The organism is Hymenobacter sediminicola (assembly GCF_014250515.1).
GTDB lineage: Bacteria > Bacteroidota > Bacteroidia > Cytophagales > Hymenobacteraceae > Hymenobacter > Hymenobacter sediminicola.
On sequence record NZ_CP060202.1, the window covers coordinates 1,375,909 to 1,393,863 of the forward strand.

A 17,955-nucleotide genomic window follows, 5' to 3' on the forward strand; every position below is an offset into this window, starting at 1 on the left:
ACGAGCTTACTTTCATCGGAAGTTGAAAAGGGCCGCGCTTTTGCCCAAGTTGCGAGAGTTTTTGCCTGCTAGCCTCCCTTTGATGCCGTTCCTTGTTGTTTTTCGCCGCGCACTGCTTGTGGGGCTTTTCTTACTGCATATCGTGCCTGTGCGGGGCCAGAAGATGCCGGTAGCGGCACCACGAATTGTCAATCCGGCGTGGCTGGAGACGCTGATAACTACTTCGCCGGTACTATGCCAGCACCATGTGGGCGTGGCATTGGCCGATGCGGCCACCGGCGAGAAGTTGTATGAACTGAATGCTGACAAGTATTTCACGCCGGCCAGCACCATGAAGCTATTTAGCATATATGCGGGCCTGCACATGCTCGGCGACTCGCTGCCCAGCCTGCACTACGTAGTGCGCCACGACTCACTGATTTTCTGGGGCACCGGCGACCCTACGCTGCTACACGGCGACGTACCCAGCCGCCGCGCCTTCACCTTCCTGCAAAGCCGCCCCGAAAAGCTGTTCTACGCCGTGATTCCCAGTGTCAGCGCCTACGGGCCGGGCTGGACCTGGGACGACTACAACTACTATTTCCAGCCTGAGCGGGGCCCGTTTCCTATCTACGGGCACACGGTGCGGTTCTACGGCCAGGCCAGCCAGCCGCTGCCTCGCGTGGCGCCCCGCTTCTTTTTGCCTTTGACGGAGGCCGTAGCCGCCGGTACGCCCAACCCCGGCGACGACCATATAAGGCGGCCGGAGCTGGAAAACCGCTTTTTCGCGTACCCAAGCACCACAAAATGGGTGGATGAAACGCCGTTTCGTACCAGTCCTGCGTTGCTCCAGCAGCTGCTCCAGGACACGCTGCGGCGCCCTGTGGGCGTGGTGCCGTTCCGCCTGCGCCCCCAGGACAGCGTGCGGGTGGTGCGCGGGCTGCCCGTCGATTCGCTGTACCGCCGCCTGCTGCGCGTGAGCGACAATTTCCTGGCCGAACAGCTGCTGCTGCTGTGTTCCAGCCGCCTCGGCTTAGATTCGCTGAGCGCCATCCGGCCCATTCGGGTGATGCAGAAGCTGTTTCTGGCCGACCTGCCCGATGTGCCGCGCTGGGTAGATGGCTCCGGCCTCTCTCGCCTCAACCTCGTGACGCCCCGCACCATGACGGGCCTGCTGCTCAAGCTGCATCAGGAAACGCCCGAAGCGCGCCTGCTGAGCCTGCTGGCTGCCGGCGGGGGACAGGGCACGCTGCGCCGCCGCTACCGCCCGGTGGCGGGCCGGACGTGGCTGTGGGGCAAAACCGGCACGCTCACCAACAACCATAACTTGTGCGGTTATATCCGCACGAAATCGGGCCGGCTGGTGGCCTTCAGCTTCTTCAACAACAACCTGCCCGGCAACGACGCACCCGTCCGTACCGAAATGGAGCGCATTCTGACGCAGGTGCGAGAACGGCTGTAGCCGCTAAGTCAATAGTTTATCCTGATTTGTTGAACGGAATTTGCTCTATACTCAATCCGATTTTATCAAGTGTCTACCACTCTTTCCTCTTTCGCCAGGGCGCTGAGCGCCGCACTGAGTCTGCTGTGTGTACCAGCCTGCCAATCAGACTCAGAAGCAGTAGCGGAAGCACGAGCCGCCAGGACCACACCCGTTGCAAAAGCGCCGGCGCCGGCTACCCAACCCCAGCCCGCTACCCCCATTGCTACTCCCGACTCGGCGGCGCTGGTACGGCAGTTTGTGCCGGCTGGCTACCGCCTGCTCGATATGAAAACCGGCGACCTGAACCGCGACGCTTACCCCGACAAGCTGTTGGTACTAGACAGTCTGACTGCTGATAACCAGGGCAGCGAAACCCGCCGGCCCCTACTGCTACTCACTGCCAACGCCCAGGGCCAGTATATCCTGGCGGCGCGCAACGATAACACCGTAATGTGCAGTGAGTGTGGCGGTATGATGGGTGACCCGTACCAAGGCCTGACTATCAAAAACGGCTACTTCTCAGTGGAGCATTATGGTGGCAGCGGGTGGCGCTGGACTCACATCATCACGTTCAAGTATAACCCCACCGACCACCACTGGTACCTGCACCGGGCCGGAGGCGACAGTTTTCATGCCTCTAACCCTGACAGCGCGAAAACCCACATAGAAACACCTCGTGACTTCGGCCGCATTCGGTTTGAGCGGTACAAGGGGAATGCAGGGTGGGATGAGTAGGAGGGTGCGCGAATAGAAATATAGCCCTGCTATGCTCCGCAAGGAGCAATGACAGGGCTATAACAAGTAGAGTAGCAAGTTGGTTTACTCCGAAACCAGCTTGCTAACAGGACTGAATTTATCTAATACAATCCGAGCAAGCTTCCAGCCAGGAGCCACAAAAATCCAGATAGAGACAGTGAGAATGAAAATGACGAAAGGCGCAAACAACAGGTAGATAACAAAGCCTTTCAGCCCATAGTACTCTTGCTCATTCAGTCGGGCCGGCACCACGTCTGCCAGCGAGAGAAGCCCCAGAAATAGCGACACGGGCCCATAAAAGCCGCAAGTAGCATACAATAGGACGATAAAAAGCTGGCGGGAAGTCAGGCTGCGGATGGGCATACGAGGGGCGCTTAGTACAGCACTCGGAACTTGATGGTGTGCTCCACCTGCTTCAGCTCGCCGATTACCTCCGGCTCGTATTCCTTGTCGATGTCGGTGATGACGTAGCCGATGTGCTCGTTGGTTTTCAGGTACTGACCCAAGATGTTGACGTGGCGTTCGGCCAGCACGTTGTTGATGCGAGCCAGCACGCCGGGCACGTTGTGGTGAATATGAATGAGGCGGTGGGCTTGCTGTTCAGGTAGCTGAATGTTGGGGAAATTGACGCTCTGCTGGGTGTTGCCGCTGTTTACGTACTGCATGATGCGCTCCGGCACAAACTCGGCAATGTTGCGCTGCGCCTCCGCCGTACTGCCGCCAATGTGGGGTGTCAGGAGCACATTAGGCAGGCTGCGCAGCTCACTTTCGAAGCTTTCCTGGTTGGTTTTGGGCTCGTACGGAAACACATCCACGGCGGCGCCGCCCAGGTGGCCGGAGCGCAGCACGGCGGCCAGCGCCGGCACATCTACAATATGGCCGCGGCTGTTGTTGAGCAGCAGCGCGCCGGGCTTCATCAGGGCCAGCTCGGCGGCCCCAATCAGGTTGGTATTGGCGGCGCGCCCGTCTACGTGCAGCGTCACGATGTCGGCTTGCTGGAGCAGCTCCGGCAGCGTGCGGCACTTAGTAGCATTGCCGAGCTGCAGCTTTTCGGCCACATCGTAGTAGAGTACCTGCATGCCTATCGCCTCGGCCACTACAGAAAGCTGACTGCCGATGTTGCCGTAGCCGATGATGCCCAGCTTCTTGCCCCGGATTTCAAACGAGCCTTTCGCTGACTTGTCCCACTCGCCGTCGTGCATTTTGGCGCTTTTCTCCGGGATGCGGCGGGCCAACATGATAATTTCGCCCAGCGCCAGCTCCACCACCGAGCGGGTATTGGAGAAGGGCGCGTTGAACACGGCCACGCCCTTCTTCATGCAGCCCGTGAGGTCAATCTGGTTGGTGCCGATGCAGAATGCGCCCACCGCAATCAGGCGGTTGGCGGCTTCCAGCACACGGGGCGTCACTTGGGTTTTGCTCCGGATGCCCAGAATGCTGACGCCCTCAATCTGCTGTACCAACTCGTCCTCGTCGAGGCCACCGGGCACAGTGTCTACCTGGTAGCCTTCCTGCCGGAACAGTTCGGCGGCGCGGGCATCGGGGTTTTCAAGCAGCAGAACTTTGATGCGGTTTTTGGGGTAGGAAAGCGTCATCGGAAGCTTATTCTGGTAGAGAAATTCGTCGAAAGTAGGTAGCACTTCATCGGCGCGGGCCACTACGGCGTCGCGGGTTACGTTTTCAGTGAAGGCGTAGAAACGGTTGGCCAGCCCAGCTTCCCGGATCTGGTAGTCGGTGTAGCCGTCGCCGAGCACGTACACATCACCGCTGAGGTCGAGGCGACGGAGCTGCTCGATTTTGCCGCCGTCGCGGCTGAGTACGTTTTCTGGGTCGAAGCCGGTGATGCGGCCTTCGGCATCGAAAGTGAAGGTGTTGGCCAGCACAAAATCGGGCCCGATGCCAAACTCGGCCACCACCGGCTCGATGAACTCGCGGAAGCCGCTGCTCACAATATACACGCGCCCCGGAAACTGCTCGAAAAAGGCCCGGTTGCGCACAATGCTTTCCGAAACCTTGCCTTTGAGCCGAGCCACCAGCGGCGCCAGATGCCGCCGGTACGCTGGCAGCAGCGCCAGCCGTTGCTTCAGCGACTCTGAAAATTTCAGCTCCCCGCTCATGCCCCGGTCCGTCAGCGCCCGGATTTCGGCCACCACTTTCTCCCGGTTGGGGTGGCCTTCCAGAGCAATATCGGCGAGTTCGTCGAGGCCTTCTACCTGGGTGAATGTGCTATCGAAATCAATGATGAGGTACGGAAGCGGCTGCGTTGGTTCGGGCATAGTGGGGGCAATATCGGGCGGAATTGCTAAGCATCCCACCGAACTTGACGTGGCTGGTACTGGGGCATTGTGCCAGCCGCTTTCTGGGTGCCTGGTTAAAATGGCATCATTCTGAGAAGAAACAGGCAGCGCCAAAAGGGAGGAAAGCCGAAAAAGCTCGGCCCTTCTATAACTGTGGAAACAAGGTTGGCGCGAACTAGGCCACCCGCTTAGCCGCACAGGCCTCAATCCAGGCATCGTGGTGGCATACGGCGCAGTGGGCTGCACTGCCACGGGCCAGTTGCTGCACGTGGCCGCAACAGGCGCAGGCGTAAGCAGCATCCGTTTCTACCCGCCGGGTGCTCTGTTTTAGGCGTTCGGGCCAGGTGGGCAAGCCCGGCTGGGTATCAGCATCATCAAAAAAGTAAACGCTGATGTCGCCGGTTGCTTCGATGTAGGCCCGGCGCACCTGGCCCAGGTGTTCTACCTGCCGCTGGCGCAACTCGCCAAACAACTCTTTTTGCGTCAAATTCTGCTTGTTGAAATTGCGAAGCTGAATCTCGCCGTCTTCTACAAGTAGCACAGGCGCACCTTCCAGCCAGTCGCTGAACCACGGCCACTTTTCCGTGAGCCGGTTGAAGAGCAGATACAGAACCGACACCACGACAAACACCACCGCCACGTGCAGCATGGGCACATCATCGTAGAACATGGCGTCGCCGGCAGCTGAGCCGAGGGCCAGAATAATGCTGAGCTCGAAGATGGACAGCTGCCGTACGCCCCGCCTCCCGGTCACGCGCAACGCTCCCAGGATCATGAAATAGGTCAGGACGCAGCGAAGAGCTATTTCCAGCAGAAACAGCGGCGGAATATCCTCGGAAAGTAAAATTCGGTTCCAGTCAAACGGCTGAACGGTAGCGGCAAAAAGCATAGCGTGGTACTAAAAGGGAAACTATTGCCTTCCCTAACGCAACAGCATAGCGTACAGTTAGTATTCGCGCTGATCTGGTGGGCCGTGGAACAAGGGCCGCACCAGGTGGTGTGTAGTGATGCCAAACCCCTGCGCCTGCCAGAAATGAAGTGCCGCCGGGTTTTGCAAGGCCACTTGCAGCTCCAGATGGTCGGCTCCTTCTGCCAGCAGCCATGCTTTGGCTGCCCCGAACAGCGCCCGGCCCAAGCCTCGACGGCGGTAGGGCATTTCCACAATGGTTTCGGCAATGTAGCCGCGCCGGAAAAAGTGCATGGCGCTGGTCCCTACCTGGTAGGTAGCCAGTAGCAGCCCCACCAAGCCATCAGGGCCGGCATCGGCTACAAAAATGCGGGTGTACGGCTCGGTGAGCCGCTCACGCAGCATGCGCTTCAGCTTGAACTCAGCCTCGGGATGGTAGCCAAAAACCGGATGGTAGGCCTGATGCTGGTCCATGAGCAGGCACCAGAGGCGGTATACTTCATTGAGGTCGTGAGGCGTGGCAACCCGGATGGTCATAGGAGCAGCAGTGGCAAATAGAAACAGGCGAAAGTAGCACGGCCGACGCGGAAGCGCATCCTGTATTCTGCATATTAGCTGCGCCTTTCTGGCTATCTTCAGTATAACCAAGCTATCCGTATATGTTCAGCAAGTTCTATCCGCCAGCTCCGGAGCTTGCTTCGTTGGTGCAGCACTACATGCTGGTGCATGTGCACTATCCGGCGCACGGACAGGCAGTAGTGAAGCCTTTTCCACCCGCTCCTGAGCAGTGCCTGTATTTTTATCCGCGCGGGGCCGTCTGGAACTACCAGCATGGCTCACAACGCCACGTACTGTCGCCGGATAGCATCGTAGTGGGGCCTCAGGTAACGCGGGTCGACCTGTGCTTTTCGCCTGAGCATTTGGTGATTTGCGTAGCGTTTCGGCCTGGCGGGCTGCACCGGCTGCTGGGCACGCCCATGACGGAGCTGTTTGACCTGCCCGTGGAAAGCGAACTGCTTTTTGGCTCCGAACTGCGCCAGGTGCGGGAGCAACTCCGCGACCCGGCGGCCACCTACGACCACATGATTGGGCTAGTAGAAGCGTTTCTGCTCCGGCAGGCCCGCCGAATACGGGTGGCACAGCGGCCCATTGATGCGGTGCTGCCCTTGCTGCTGAAACCCGGCACCGTGCCGCCGCTCGACTGGCTGGCCGACGCTGCCTGCCTTAGTGCCCGGCAGTTTGAGCGTAATTTCCGGGAGCGGCTGGGCATGGGACCCAAGCTGTTCTCGCGCATCAGCCGGTTCAGTCACGCGTTTCGGCTCAAAGACCACCATCCGGAGCTGGACTGGCTGAGTGTAGCGCTCCGCACTGGCTACACCGACTACCGCCACCTCGTGCGCGACTGCCGAGAGTTTGCCGGTGTCACCCCGCCCACGCTGCTCACCATTGATGCCGCAGACTCTAAGCGGGTATACACGCTGCTGCCCGGGCAGCGCTGGGAGAGCAGGCAGTAGCAGAATGTCGGTTTTTTACTACCTGGCCGGCGGCCGTACCGCCTAGGTTTGGGTACTATTCACCACACTCAATTTTCGTATGAAACGGCTCCTGCTTTTGCCCCTTCTTGCTCTTAGTACCTTCACCTACGGCCAAACCAAGACTGACGAAGCGCAAATCAACAAGATTCTGGACGGCTACATGGCCGTGGACACCAACACGAAGAAGCTGAATTTTGATGTGCTGCTGAGTAACTCTACCGAAGATGCCAGCTGGGTGAACATTGTGGGTATGCACTGGAAAGGGCGCGAAACCATGCGCAAGGCGTTTCATGCTATGTTCGAGGAGCGCGACATGTTCAAGAATGTGCCTTTTGAGAAGAAAAGCACCACCATCCGGTTCGTGACGCCCGATGTAGCCATTGCCAGCGTGGTAACACATGTAGGCGAATTCTTCCCGCCCGACGGCGTGAACCGCGGCTTCAATGTAAACCCGGCCGCCGATGAAATGGGGACGATGGTGTTTGTGAAGAAAAATGGCAAATGGCTGTTCACGTCCGGCCAGAATACAGTGGTAGATGCCCGCGCCGTGGACCCCATGAAGTAGACCCCACGAAACAGCTGCTACAGTTGCGGCTCGGTGGCCTCGTACAGTTCCAGCGGCAGCTGGTCGGGGTCGGAGAAGAACGTGAAGCGGCGGCCCGTGAATTCATCTGTCCGGATTGGCTCATAGGGAATGCCAAGCGCATCGAAGCGTGCTACGGCAGCATCCAAATCGGCCACGGCAAAGGCCAGATGGCGTAGGCCGGCTGCTTCGGGCCGGCTGCGGCGGGGGGGCGTTTCCGGGAAAGAAAACAGCTCGATGATGTACTGTCCGTTCAGGGCCAAATCGAGCTTGTAAGACTGCCGCTCGGCGCGGTACACCTCGCGTACTATGTGCAGGCCCAGCACCTGCGTATAGAAGTGCTTCGATGCGGCATAGTCGGAGCAGATAATGGCAATGTGGTGGACGTGCAACAGGCCAGGTAGCATAAGCAGCAGAAGTTGAAGCCCGAAAAATAGGCATCTGGACAGTGAATTCCGCTTTTTGCGGCTCGGCGACTAGCGGTAACATCCATTGCCCGGATGCTATGCCTTCAGCGTGCGAAGCACCCGGCACCGGCATTCCATTCCTGAAAAGCAGGTGTCCTAGTTCACCACTATCGTCATGATGGAATGGGGCCGGCTGATGGTCTGGGCGGCCTGGCCCTTCATCCAGAGCTGAAACGGCTGCTCTTTTTCGGTGCTGTTCATGACCACCACAGCCACTTTGCCATCGGTATTGAGGAAGGCTGTGGTCTGCAGCACGTCGCGGCTGGAAGTGGTGGCAATGCGCCGGGCGCCGGGCCGGATGAACTTCGAGAAGTGGCCGATGTAGTAGTAGCTGTTCGTGTAGATAAGCTTGCCGCTTCTTGTATCACCGATAATGGGCGCGTAGCAGAAGTTGCCGACGTGGTTGGGGCCGCCGGTTTCATCGAGCAGCACGTTCCAGTCGGTCCAGGCCACGGTGCCCGCGTTGAAGTCGTTGATCATCGAGTTGCCGTACCGCTCGCCCAGCCGCCAGTCGGTCACCTGCTCGTATTTGAAATTCTCAACGCAGCCCTCCGTAAACACCAGGTTTTTGTCGGGGTAGGTTTCGTGCACGCGGCGCAGGTTCTCAAACTGCATGGTACTGCCGGTCCAGGTTTCGTACCAGTGAAAGCCCAGGCCCCAGTAGTACTTGCTGGCTTCGGGGTCGTCGAAGAGGGTGGCGGCCCGCTGAAAAATCAGGTCCCGGTTATGGTCCCAGCCGATGAGCTTCTTGTCGCTGAGGCCGTTTTTTTTGAGCGTGGGCCCGAGGTATCCCTTCACAAAGTCGCGCTCCTCTTCTGCCGTAAAAATGCACGACTCCCACTTCTGCTTGGCCATGGGCTCATTCTGCACCGTGAGGCCCCAGATGGGAATGCCCTGCTTCTCATACGCCTTGATAAAAGCCACGTAGTAGTCGGCCCAGGTCTGGCGGAATTCCGGTAAGAGCTTGCCACCCTGCAGCATACTTTTGTTGTCCTTCATCCAGGCCGGCGGGCTCCAGGGGCTCACATACATTGTGAGTTTGCCACCCGCTGCCGCCTGTGCCTGCTTGATAAACGGAATCCGGTACTGCTCATCGTGCTTGAGGCTGAAGGTTTTCAGCGACTTATCGCCGTTCGCTACATAGGTGTAGCTGCCGCTCGAAAAGTCGGAGCTATGGATAGTGGTGCGGGCCAGCGTGTAGCCAATGCCGCCAGTTGGGCTGTAGTAGGCCTGCAGAAACTCCTGCTGCTGGGGTTTTGGGAGTTTGGCAAAGGTTTCGGCAGCGGCGTCCGTCATGGCTCCGCCAATGCCAAGCAGCGTCTGGAAGGTGTGCGTTGGGTCTACAAAAACGGTCGGCTGCGTTTCGAGAGGTTGCGGCTGCGGCTGAAACGTGAGCTTATCCGTGGCGGCCATGCGCAGCTGCGTGTTGGCCGCCGTGGTATATACCTGCACCTGCCGGCCCGCTGCCGAATAGGATTTAGTGGGAGCTGCTGGCTGAGCCAAGGCGGCCGTACTGATGCAGGACGCCAGCACCAGGAAAATGAGGGTATTTTGCATACGAGAGGAGGAACAGGAAGTGGGAGAGAGGAACCGTTGCAAAGTCGCGCATCACCAGACGTAGGTCCCGACGGACCCGGCCCCGAGGGTGGCGGTGAAAACCTGTCCGTGGTAGCGCACGTGAAAGGATTGGGGCGTGCGGGCGTCATTCTGAACTAGCAGTACCTGCTGGCCAGCCGGTGTTTTGAAGGCCACATTGGGCAGCGTCGGCGCCAGCGTGGACGCTATGCGCACGGAGCCGGGCCGCACAAACTTGCTGGCATGTGCCACGATATAGTAGGCATCTTCGCGGGTTACGGTGCTGCCCGCAATAGTAAGCGCGCCACGGCATTCGGTGCAGCCGCCCGGCGTATGCGGATTCTGCTGCGGATCGGCGGCCAAGTTCCACTCCAGCACGGTGCGGGCCCAGTTGCGCGTCGCCCCGATAAGGAGCGTCCGTACGTGCCAGGGCACGTTTTCAGCAAACAGACTCTTCGAGCCAACCCACTGTTCCGTGAAGTAGATGTGCTTGTCGGGGTGGGCATTGTGCACGGTGCTCAGCGCCTCTATAGGGCCAGCGTAGAGGTGAAACGCCGAGCCGTCGATGTACTGGCGTGCCTCCGGGTCGTTGAGGATGGTCAGCGAGTAGTCGGGCCGGTCTGCGTTGTGGTCGTAGATGATGATTTTCGTATCGAGGTCTGCTGCCCGGAAAGCCGGGCCCAGGTGCAGCTTCACAAACTCTGCCTGCTGCTCGGCCAGCATGAGCAGACTGGGGTTGTTGCCAGGGTGCAGCGGCTCATTCTGCACCGTAATGGCATCAATGCGTACACCTTGGGCCTTCATTCCCTGGATATACTTCACGAAGTAGCGGGCGTAGGCATCGTAAAACTCCGGTTTCAGGCTGCCACCTTTAGAGCTGTTGTTGGTTTTCATCCAGGCCGGTGGCGACCAGGGTGAGCCAAGCAGTTTGATGTCGGGATTGATGGCCAGAATTTCCTTTAGCACTGGCACCAGATGCTCCAAGTCGGGGGCGAGGCTGAACCGGGCCAGCGTAGGGTCTGTCTGGCCCGCCGGCAAATCGTCGTAGCTGAATACGGCGGCGTCGAGGTCGGAAGCCCCAATGCTGAGGCGCAGGTAACTCACCCCGATGTTGGCTGCGTCAGTGGCAAACAACTCCTGCAGAATGGCTTGGCGGGCTGCGGGGGCCATGGCATGCAGCAATTGCGCGCTGCCGCCGGTCAGGCTGTAGCCGAACCCGTCGATGGTCTGGTAGGTCTGCTGCTCATCCACCTCAATAACCGCACTGCCACTAGCCGGTGCAGCTGTGCCCCAGGCCAGCCCCGCCTGCTGCTGGAATAGCACCGACTTATCCGGATTCGTGAGCCAAAAGGCCACAGTGCTGCCGGCCGTAGCGGGTGCGGCTGCCGGAACGGCCGGCGCCAGCCACTGGCAGCTGGTACCCAGCCCCAGGGAGAGGAGCACCGCGCAAAAAGCAGAAACGCAATAGCGGACCATAGAAACTGAGAGAAAATAAAAGGCAATGCAGTAGCAGGCAACAGGCTGGAGCTTGTTGCGGTGTATTGGAAATCAGCGTGTTGAGTGAGAGTAGGTGGGGCGGACGCGCCGAGGCGCTAGGTAGTAGCGGGCTTATGGCCTTTCAGGCCGTACCAGAGAATGTAGATGTAGCAGAGCACGGGCAGCACAAAGGCCCAGCGCAGGGCGTGAATACCGCCGCCGCTGATGGTGCTGTCCGCAATAAGTCCGAACAAAGGCGGAATGATAGCGCCGCCTACAATCGAAGCTGAGAGCAGACCGGACGCATCTTCGGTATGGCGGCCCAGACCCGCAACGGCCAAAGTGAAAATCACCGGGAACATGATGGAGTTCATTAGGCCCACTGCCAATAGGCTGTACATAGCCGTCTGGCCGGTCGTGTTGATAGAAATCAGGATCAGAAGAACAGCTCCTAGGGCATTAAACGCCAATACGCGGCCGGGCCGGATAGCCCGAAGTAGCCCGATACCCACAAAGCGTCCGACCATTGCTGCAAACCAGTAGTAAGATACCCGATAGCCAGCCTCCACGGAACTCAGGCTCATAACCTCCGGCTGCTGCAAATAGCTGACAATGTGGGAGCCAATAGCAACTTCGGCCCCTACGTAGGTGAAGATGCCCACCAAGCCCAGCAACAGATGCCGGTAGCTCCAAGCGCGGCTGGTATCACCGGCTGCCGCCGGTGCATGCGCAATATGAGGCAGCTTCAGAAACGCCAGCAGCAGGCTGATAATCAGCAGGACTCCCCCAATTCCCAGATACAGCAGCTGCACCGATGACACATCCAGTGCAGCAGTTTGGGCCGGCGTGAGTTTCTGCAGATCGGGAAGATTAGACAGAATGAGGCGCGTGCCAATAAGCGGCGCAACGAAAGTCGCCAGCGAGTTGAAGGCCTGCGTGAGCGACAGGCGCGAAGAAGCCGTTTGGGGAGGGCCCAGAATAGCTACGTAGGGGTTGCCGGCCACTTGCAGCGTCACGACCCCGCTGGCCAGAATGAACAGCGCCCCCAGAAACAGCGGGAACGTGCGGCCGGCCGCTGCCGGATAGAACAGGAAGCAGCCTAGTGCCGCCACCAGAAAGCCAACGAGCATACCACGCTTGTACCCAATGCGCTTCACCAGCAGGCCCGCCGGTACACCCATAATCAGGTAAGCCCCGAAAAAGCAGAAGTTGACAAGATTTACTTTAGCATAGCTGAGCGTAAAAACGGCTTTCAGGTAAGGAATCAGAATATCATTGAGGCAGGTAATAAACCCCATCATAAAAAAAAGCACCGTCAAGGACGACAGCGCCGAGGTATAGCGCGGGGTTTCTTGGCCCGGCGAGGTGCTGGTAGGCGGCGGAAGAGTAGAGGTAATAGGAGCGGCCATGCAAAAAGGAGAGAGGAAAGGTATCAGGCGGCACTAAAAAGCCTGACCGAGGAGGTGGATGAATGAAAAATAGCTAATCTGGCGCTACAACCGACAAAATTTGCCAGCTGTGTGCCCACAGATAGCAGGGCTGTGACTGGAGTTTGTTTATAAACTCCGCAAACAATTGCGCCCATTGCCCAGAAAGGCAACGGGCGCAATTGCTACAGGTTAGGCGCTGGCCTGGTTCAAACGCGTTACCTCGTCGGGGCTCAGATGCAGGGTGGCAGCGCCCAGCAGCTCTTGTATCTGGTTGGGGGTGGTGGCGCTGGCAATTGGGGCCGTGAGGCCGGGCTGGGCCAGTATCCAGGCCAGGGCTACCTGGGCCGGCGTGCTGCCAGCGTGGCCGGCTACCACGGCATCAAGAGCAGCCAAAATGCCCCGGCCCCGGTCGTTGAGGTATTTGGGGCCGATGCTGCTGCCGCGGATGCTTTTGTTCAGGTCGGCTTCGGTGCGGTACTTACCCGTCAGGAAGCCCGAGGCTAGCCCGAAGTAAGGAATCACGCCGAGGCCTTTTTCCAGAATCAGCGGCTGCAGCTCCTGCTCGAAGGCGGCGCGGTTGTAGAGGTTGTATTCGGGCTGCAGGCTCTCGTAGCGGGGCAGGCCGTGCTGCTCGCTGGCTGCCAGAGCCTCGCGCAGGCGGCTGGCCGAATAGTTGGAGGCCCCGATGGCGCGCACCTTGCCTTCTTTGATAAGCTCGGCGTAGGCTTCCAACGGCTCGGTTACAGGTAGCGTCTCGTCGTCCTTGTGGCTCTGGTATAAGTCGATGTAGTCGGTTTGAAGGCGCCGAAGCGAGTCTTCTACGGAGCGCCGGATATAGTCTTTGGCGAGACCTTTGCTGCCGTCACCCATTTCCATGCCCACTTTGGTCAGAATGAGCACGTCGTCGCGGCGGCCGCGCTGCTTCAGCCACTTGCCCAGCACCGTTTCCGACTCGCCGCCCTGGTGGCCCGGCGCCCACGCCGAATACACGTTGGCCGTATCAATGGCATTGCCGCCCCCGGCCACAAATGCGTCGAGGACGCGGAACGAAGCGGCTTCATCGGCCGTCCAGCCGAAAACGTTGCCTCCCAATACAAGTGGGGCAATGTGTAGGCCAGAGTGGCCCAGTTCACGATGTTGCATACAGTAAATCAGGAAAAAAGAAGAACTAAAGTCTGGCAAAGGTGCCACATCCGGTACCGTACGGAAGAGGTACATAACCGAAATACACCCGAAGGGGTTGGGCCGGCAGCCGAAACGCGGTAGTTTACAGCATGGCCCGCAAGCTAGGCGCTTTGGAAATACTGGCCGCACGCCAATCGTGCTGCGTGGTATAGTGGGCTGGCCTCCGCACCGGCTCAGGCAGCGTGTAGCTCATCCTCACTTAGAAACCACATGGTCGCCGCCAGACGAACGTGCTGCTTGGTAAGAGAGGCCGCGCAGAAGAAGCGTTTTTAGAGCCAAGTACCCCAATGTGGCATAACGCAGCTACTTTTAAGCATGCGCTTCGTCTGTCTGCTTACCCTAGTTCTGCTGTTTTCAGCCGCCGCGCCCGCCCGGCTGGCACCCAAAATAGTGGAGCGAAATCTGCAGCCGCATTTCGAAAAATACGGTGTGCAAGGCTCTTTCCTGCTGTATGATGCGCCGGCCGGGCAGTTTGTGGCCTACAACCCGGCGCGCTGCCGCCAGGGGTTTCTGCCGGCCTCCACCTTCAAGATTCCTAATACGCTGATTGGCCTGCAAACCGGCGCCCTGCCCGACACCGCCACCCTGTGCAAATGGGACGGGGTGGCGCGTGAATTTCCGCAGTGGAACCAGGATATGAGCTACGGCCGGGCACTGCGCGTGTCGTGCGTGCCGTGCTACCAGCAGCTGGCGCGCCGCATTGGGGTGGAGCAGTACCGGGCGTGGCTCCCGAGGCTGCGCTACGGCCGCATGGCCGTGGCTCCCGCCACCCTCGACACGTTCTGGCTCGATGGGAATTCGCGCATTTCACAATTTGAGCAGGTGGATTTTCTGCGTCGCCTGCACGCCGAAACGCTACCTGTAGCCGCCCGGCATCAGCGGGCCGTGAAGCAACTGCTGATCCTCAAGAAAACATCCGAATACACCCTCTATGGCAAAACCGGTTGGCGTTTTCGGTCGGCTACCAACCCCGATAATGGCTGGCTGGTGGGCTGGATAACGCGCGCTGATGGCCGCACCGCGCTGTTTGCCCTGAATATCGAGCCGAAGGGCGGGCAGGCTGCCAACAACCGGTTTATGGGAGCCCGCCGCGCCATTACGGAATCTATTCTGCAGGAGCTGCAGTGGCTGTAGCAGCCCACAGACGGCCCAGCCGCTATGCCCGTTTGCGCTACATTCGTTTATGACCCGCTACGCATTCCTGGTTCTGCTGCTTCTGCTCACCCAAACAACTTGGGCGCAAACCCAGCGGGCAGATATTCTTATCCGCAACGGCCGCCTGTATGACGGCACAGGCAACACCTGGACACTGGGCGACGTGGCCATCCGGGCAGGCCGTATTGTGGCCGTGGGCCGCTTGCCGGCTACTTATCCGGCTGATACCGTGCTGGATGCGCAGGGACTGGCCGTGGCGCCGGGCTTTATCGACGTGCACACGCACATCGAAGACGACGAAGTGCGCCAGCCTACCGCCGATAATTTCATCTATGACGGCGTCACGACGGTCGTGACTGGCAACTGCGGCTCCTCACGCCCCGATTTGCGGCGCTATTTTCATATGCTGGACAGCACCCATTTGTCGGTGAACGTGGCCTCGCTGGTGGGGCACGGCACGGTACGCAAGGCGGTGATGGGCCGCGCCCACCGCGCCCCCACCGACGCCGAACTACAGCGCATGGAAACGCTGGTAGACAGTGCTATGCGGGCCGGCGCGGTCGGCTTGTCGTCAGGGCTGATTTATATTCCCGGCACCTATGCCCGCACGCCCGAGCTGGTGCGGCTGGCCCAGGTGGCGGGGCGCTACCAGGGCCTCTATGCCACCCACATGCGCAACGAAAGCGACAGTGTGACCTTTGCCATTCAGGAGGCGCTGAAAGTGGGCCGCGAGGCGGGGCTGCCGGTTCAGATTTCGCACCTCAAGTTGGGCGGCCAGCAGAACTGGGGCCGCACCGATGCGCTGCTGCGCCTGATTGAGGATGCCCGCCGCGCCGGCCAGCAAGTCACCATCGACCAGTATCCGTACACAGCCAGCTCTACCTCGCTCAGCACCCTGCTTCCAGATGATGTGCAGGCCGACGGCCGCGACTCGCTGCGCGCCCGGTTGGCCCGCCCGGCGGTGCACAAAGCCGTAGAAGCCAGTATGCTGGCGCGACTGAAGCGCCGCAAGCTCCGGCATTTCAGCTACGCCGTAGTGGCCAGCTTCCCGCCCGATACCAGCTACAACGGCCGCAGCATCGAAGAGATAAACAAACTGCGCGGCCGCCGGCACTCAGCCCGCGCCGAGGCCGCCACCGTGCTGGACCTGGTGCTGCAATACGATGCGGGCATGGTATTTCATGGCATGAGCGAAGACGATGTACAGAACATCATGCGCTATCCGCAGAACATGGTGGCGTCGGATGCCAGCATCCGGGTGTGGCAGCAGGGCGTGCCGCATCCGCGCGGCTACGGCTCCAATGCCCGCGTGTTGGGCCGCTACGTGCGCGAGCTGCACATCATCACGCTGGAAGAAGCCATCCGCCGCATGACCAGCCTGCCCGCCCAAACCTTCGGCTTCACGGACCGAGGCTTGCTGCGCCCGGGTTTCGCCGCCGATATCGTGGTATTCGACCCCGCTACCGTGCAGGACCGCTCCACCTTCGAGCAGCCGCATCAATATTCAGTGGGCATGGAATACGTGCTGGTGAATGGCCGCCTCACCGTGCATAATGGCCGCCACACCGGCCTCCGCAACGGGCAGGTGCTCTACGGGCCGGGCCGGAAGTAAGAGGGTATAAAAACTGTCATCCTGAGCTTGCGAAGGATCTTACTACGGTAGAAAAATGGTCGTGCAGGCGTGAAAAGGTCCTTCGCAAGCTCAGGATGACAAGCGTACAGATATTTTATACCCGTTCCAGCACGCGCCAGCCGTGGGCCGGCACGGGTAGCTGGTCACCTTCCCGGATGGCTAACAGTGTATCGCCGAAGACGTCCTGCCAGGAGCCGGCGGTTTCGGGAGGCAGCGGCAGCATCTGAGGCGTGGCGGCGGTGTTGATGACGCAGAGCACGGCGGCGTCTTGCTTGTGGCGCAGGAAGCCGTAGAGGTCTTCGTTGGGGCTGGGGAGGCGCTGGAAGCAGCTGGTTGTGTCGCCGTTGCGCAGGGCCGGATGGCGGCGCTTGAGCTGCAGCAGCCGCGTATAGAAATCCTGCAGCGGATAGTCCTGCCAGTCAATCGGGTCTTTGTCGAAGAAGGCCAGCCGCCGGTTCAGGGCTTCCTCCTGACCGGTATATACCAGCGGCATACCGGGCAGCAGCACCGTCAGAACGGCGAAGGGAAGAGCCAGCGGGCCCAGCCGCTCATATTCGGTACCGTCCCAGCTGTTCACGTCGTGGTTGCTGGTGAAGTGCATCAGGTACACCGAAGGCGGATATTTAGCCCGCTCGGCCGCCAGGTAAATGTCGATATCCTGGAGCGGCTGCTTGTCCTCGGCAATGTGGTCGAGGAGGTAGTGCAGGCGCAGCCCGAAGGTCATGTTGAAGGCCTTTTCCAACAGCTTGGTATCGGAATTGAACTGTTCCCAGCTCAGGCCGCCGCTCGGGTACAGCTCGTCCCATTCGGCCAGCATAAACAGCGGCTTCACGGCATCCAGCTCCAGGCGGGCTTCGTCCCAGAAGTCGGTGGGCACCAAGCCTGCCACGTCGCAGCGGTACCCGTCGATGTCGGCTTCGCGCACCCAATAGAGCAGCGCGTCGGTCATGTAGCGGCGTAGCTCAGGGTGGCTATAATCGAAAGCTACCACGTCGGTCCAGTCGGGTACGGGCGGCACCAGGTGGCCGGCAGCATCGTGCTGGTACCAGTCGGGATGCTGCTGCACCAGGGCATTGTCCCAGCTGGTGTGGTTGGCTACCCAGTCGAGCAGCACACGCAAACCCAGCACGTGGGCCGCCTGCACGAGGTGGCGCAGGTCGTCGAGTGTTCCGAACTCCGGATTCACCCCGAAATAGTCGCGCACCGCATACTGGCTGCCCAGGCTGCCCTTGCGCTCTACTTCCCCAATCGGATGAATCGGCATCAGCCACACAATGCTGACGCCCATAGACGCCAGCCGCGGCAAGTGTGCCTCAAATGCCTGAAAGGTGCCCTCCGGCGTATAGTTGCGCAGGTTTACCTCGTAGATAGTAGCGGTGGCGGCCCATTCCGGGTGGCGGACTTGAAACAGATGGGCATCGGGGTGAACAGCGGAATCGGACACAGGCACGCGGGCTTATGGAAGGAATAAATTCCGCAGTGTACGACAAACCA

At 59.8% G+C, this 17,955-nt stretch carries 16 protein-coding genes; 6 read left to right on the plus strand and 10 right to left on the minus strand.

Features of this window, described 5'->3' with window-relative positions; all coding sequences use genetic code 11:
- Nucleotides 1–82: 82 nt before the first annotated feature.
- Nucleotides 83–1,441, plus strand: coding sequence for a D-alanyl-D-alanine carboxypeptidase/D-alanyl-D-alanine-endopeptidase (locus tag H4317_RS05870; protein ID WP_185889209.1), 1,359 nt, complete (start codon nt 83–85; stop codon nt 1,439–1,441).
- Between the two features lie 69 nt (nt 1,442–1,510).
- Nucleotides 1,511–2,197, plus strand: a complete 687-nt coding sequence (locus H4317_RS05875) for a hypothetical protein (protein WP_185889210.1) — start codon at nt 1,511–1,513, stop codon at nt 2,195–2,197.
- 84 nt (nt 2,198–2,281) lie between these two features.
- Here the strand turns inward: H4317_RS05875 and H4317_RS05880 are convergent, their stop codons facing one another.
- The 4 genes from H4317_RS05880 to H4317_RS05895 all read right to left on the minus strand — a co-directional run bounded on the left by H4317_RS05880 (nt 2,282) and on the right by H4317_RS05895 (nt 5,959).
- A complete protein-coding gene (locus tag H4317_RS05880; protein WP_185889211.1) occupies nt 2,282–2,581 on the minus strand; it encodes a hypothetical protein in 300 nt (99 codons plus the stop codon).
- A gap of 11 nt (nt 2,582–2,592) precedes the next feature.
- Nucleotides 2,593–4,494, minus strand: coding sequence for a phosphoglycerate dehydrogenase (gene serA / locus H4317_RS05885; RefSeq protein WP_185889212.1), 1,902 nt, complete (start codon nt 4,492–4,494; stop codon nt 2,593–2,595).
- 196 nt (nt 4,495–4,690) lie between these two features.
- Entirely contained in the window at nt 4,691–5,404 is a 714-nt protein-coding gene (locus tag H4317_RS05890) for a DUF421 domain-containing protein (RefSeq protein WP_185889213.1), read from the minus strand.
- Nucleotides 5,405–5,461: 57 nt separating this feature from the next.
- Nucleotides 5,462–5,959, minus strand: a complete 498-nt coding sequence (locus H4317_RS05895; RefSeq protein ID WP_185889214.1) for a GNAT family N-acetyltransferase — start codon at nt 5,957–5,959, stop codon at nt 5,462–5,464.
- A gap of 122 nt (nt 5,960–6,081) precedes the next feature.
- Here H4317_RS05895 and H4317_RS05900 point away from each other — a divergent pair, with 122 nt between their 5' ends.
- Nucleotides 6,082–6,936, plus strand: a complete 855-nt coding sequence (locus H4317_RS05900) for an AraC family transcriptional regulator (RefSeq protein ID WP_185889215.1) — start codon at nt 6,082–6,084, stop codon at nt 6,934–6,936.
- A 97-nt stretch (nt 6,937–7,033) separates the two neighbouring features.
- Nucleotides 7,034–7,522 carry an SgcJ/EcaC family oxidoreductase gene (locus H4317_RS05905; RefSeq protein ID WP_185889216.1) on the plus strand — a complete coding sequence of 163 codons (489 nt, stop codon included), beginning with the start codon at nt 7,034–7,036 and terminating at the stop codon, nt 7,520–7,522.
- Nucleotides 7,523–7,539: 17 nt separating this feature from the next.
- Here H4317_RS05905 and gloA2 read toward each other — a convergent pair whose 3' ends face one another.
- The 5 genes from gloA2 to H4317_RS05930 form a co-directional block, all read right to left on the minus strand.
- Nucleotides 7,540–7,947, minus strand: coding sequence for an SMU1112c/YaeR family gloxylase I-like metalloprotein (gloA2, locus tag H4317_RS05910; RefSeq protein ID WP_185889217.1), 408 nt, complete (start codon nt 7,945–7,947; stop codon nt 7,540–7,542).
- 156 nt (nt 7,948–8,103) lie between these two features.
- Nucleotides 8,104–9,564, minus strand: a complete 1,461-nt coding sequence (locus tag H4317_RS05915; RefSeq protein WP_185889218.1) for a glycoside hydrolase family 30 protein — start codon at nt 9,562–9,564, stop codon at nt 8,104–8,106.
- Nucleotides 9,565–9,615: 51 nt separating this feature from the next.
- Nucleotides 9,616–11,025 carry a glycoside hydrolase family 30 protein gene (locus H4317_RS05920; RefSeq protein ID WP_432805907.1) on the minus strand — a complete coding sequence of 470 codons (1,410 nt, stop codon included), beginning with the start codon at nt 11,023–11,025 and terminating at the stop codon, nt 9,616–9,618.
- 149 nt (nt 11,026–11,174) lie between these two features.
- Nucleotides 11,175–12,467, minus strand: a complete 1,293-nt coding sequence (locus H4317_RS05925) for a sugar MFS transporter (RefSeq protein ID WP_185889220.1) — start codon at nt 12,465–12,467, stop codon at nt 11,175–11,177.
- A gap of 210 nt (nt 12,468–12,677) precedes the next feature.
- Nucleotides 12,678–13,631, minus strand: a complete 954-nt coding sequence (locus H4317_RS05930; RefSeq protein ID WP_185889221.1) for an aldo/keto reductase — start codon at nt 13,629–13,631, stop codon at nt 12,678–12,680.
- Between the two features lie 357 nt (nt 13,632–13,988).
- Between H4317_RS05930 and blaOXA the strand changes: the two genes are divergently transcribed.
- Entirely contained in the window at nt 13,989–14,807 is an 819-nt protein-coding gene (gene blaOXA / locus H4317_RS05935; RefSeq protein ID WP_185889222.1) for a class D beta-lactamase, read from the plus strand.
- Nucleotides 14,808–14,856: 49 nt separating this feature from the next.
- A complete protein-coding gene (locus H4317_RS05940) occupies nt 14,857–16,440 on the plus strand; it encodes an N-acyl-D-amino-acid deacylase family protein (protein WP_185889223.1) in 1,584 nt (527 codons plus the stop codon).
- 115 nt (nt 16,441–16,555) lie between these two features.
- On the opposite strand, the gene H4317_RS05945 is transcribed toward H4317_RS05940, so the two are convergent.
- Nucleotides 16,556–17,905: an alpha-amylase family glycosyl hydrolase gene (locus tag H4317_RS05945; protein ID WP_221899182.1), complete on the minus strand. Its 1,350-nt coding sequence runs from the start codon at nt 17,903–17,905 to the stop codon at nt 16,556–16,558.
- Nucleotides 17,906–17,955 lie beyond the last annotated feature (50 nt).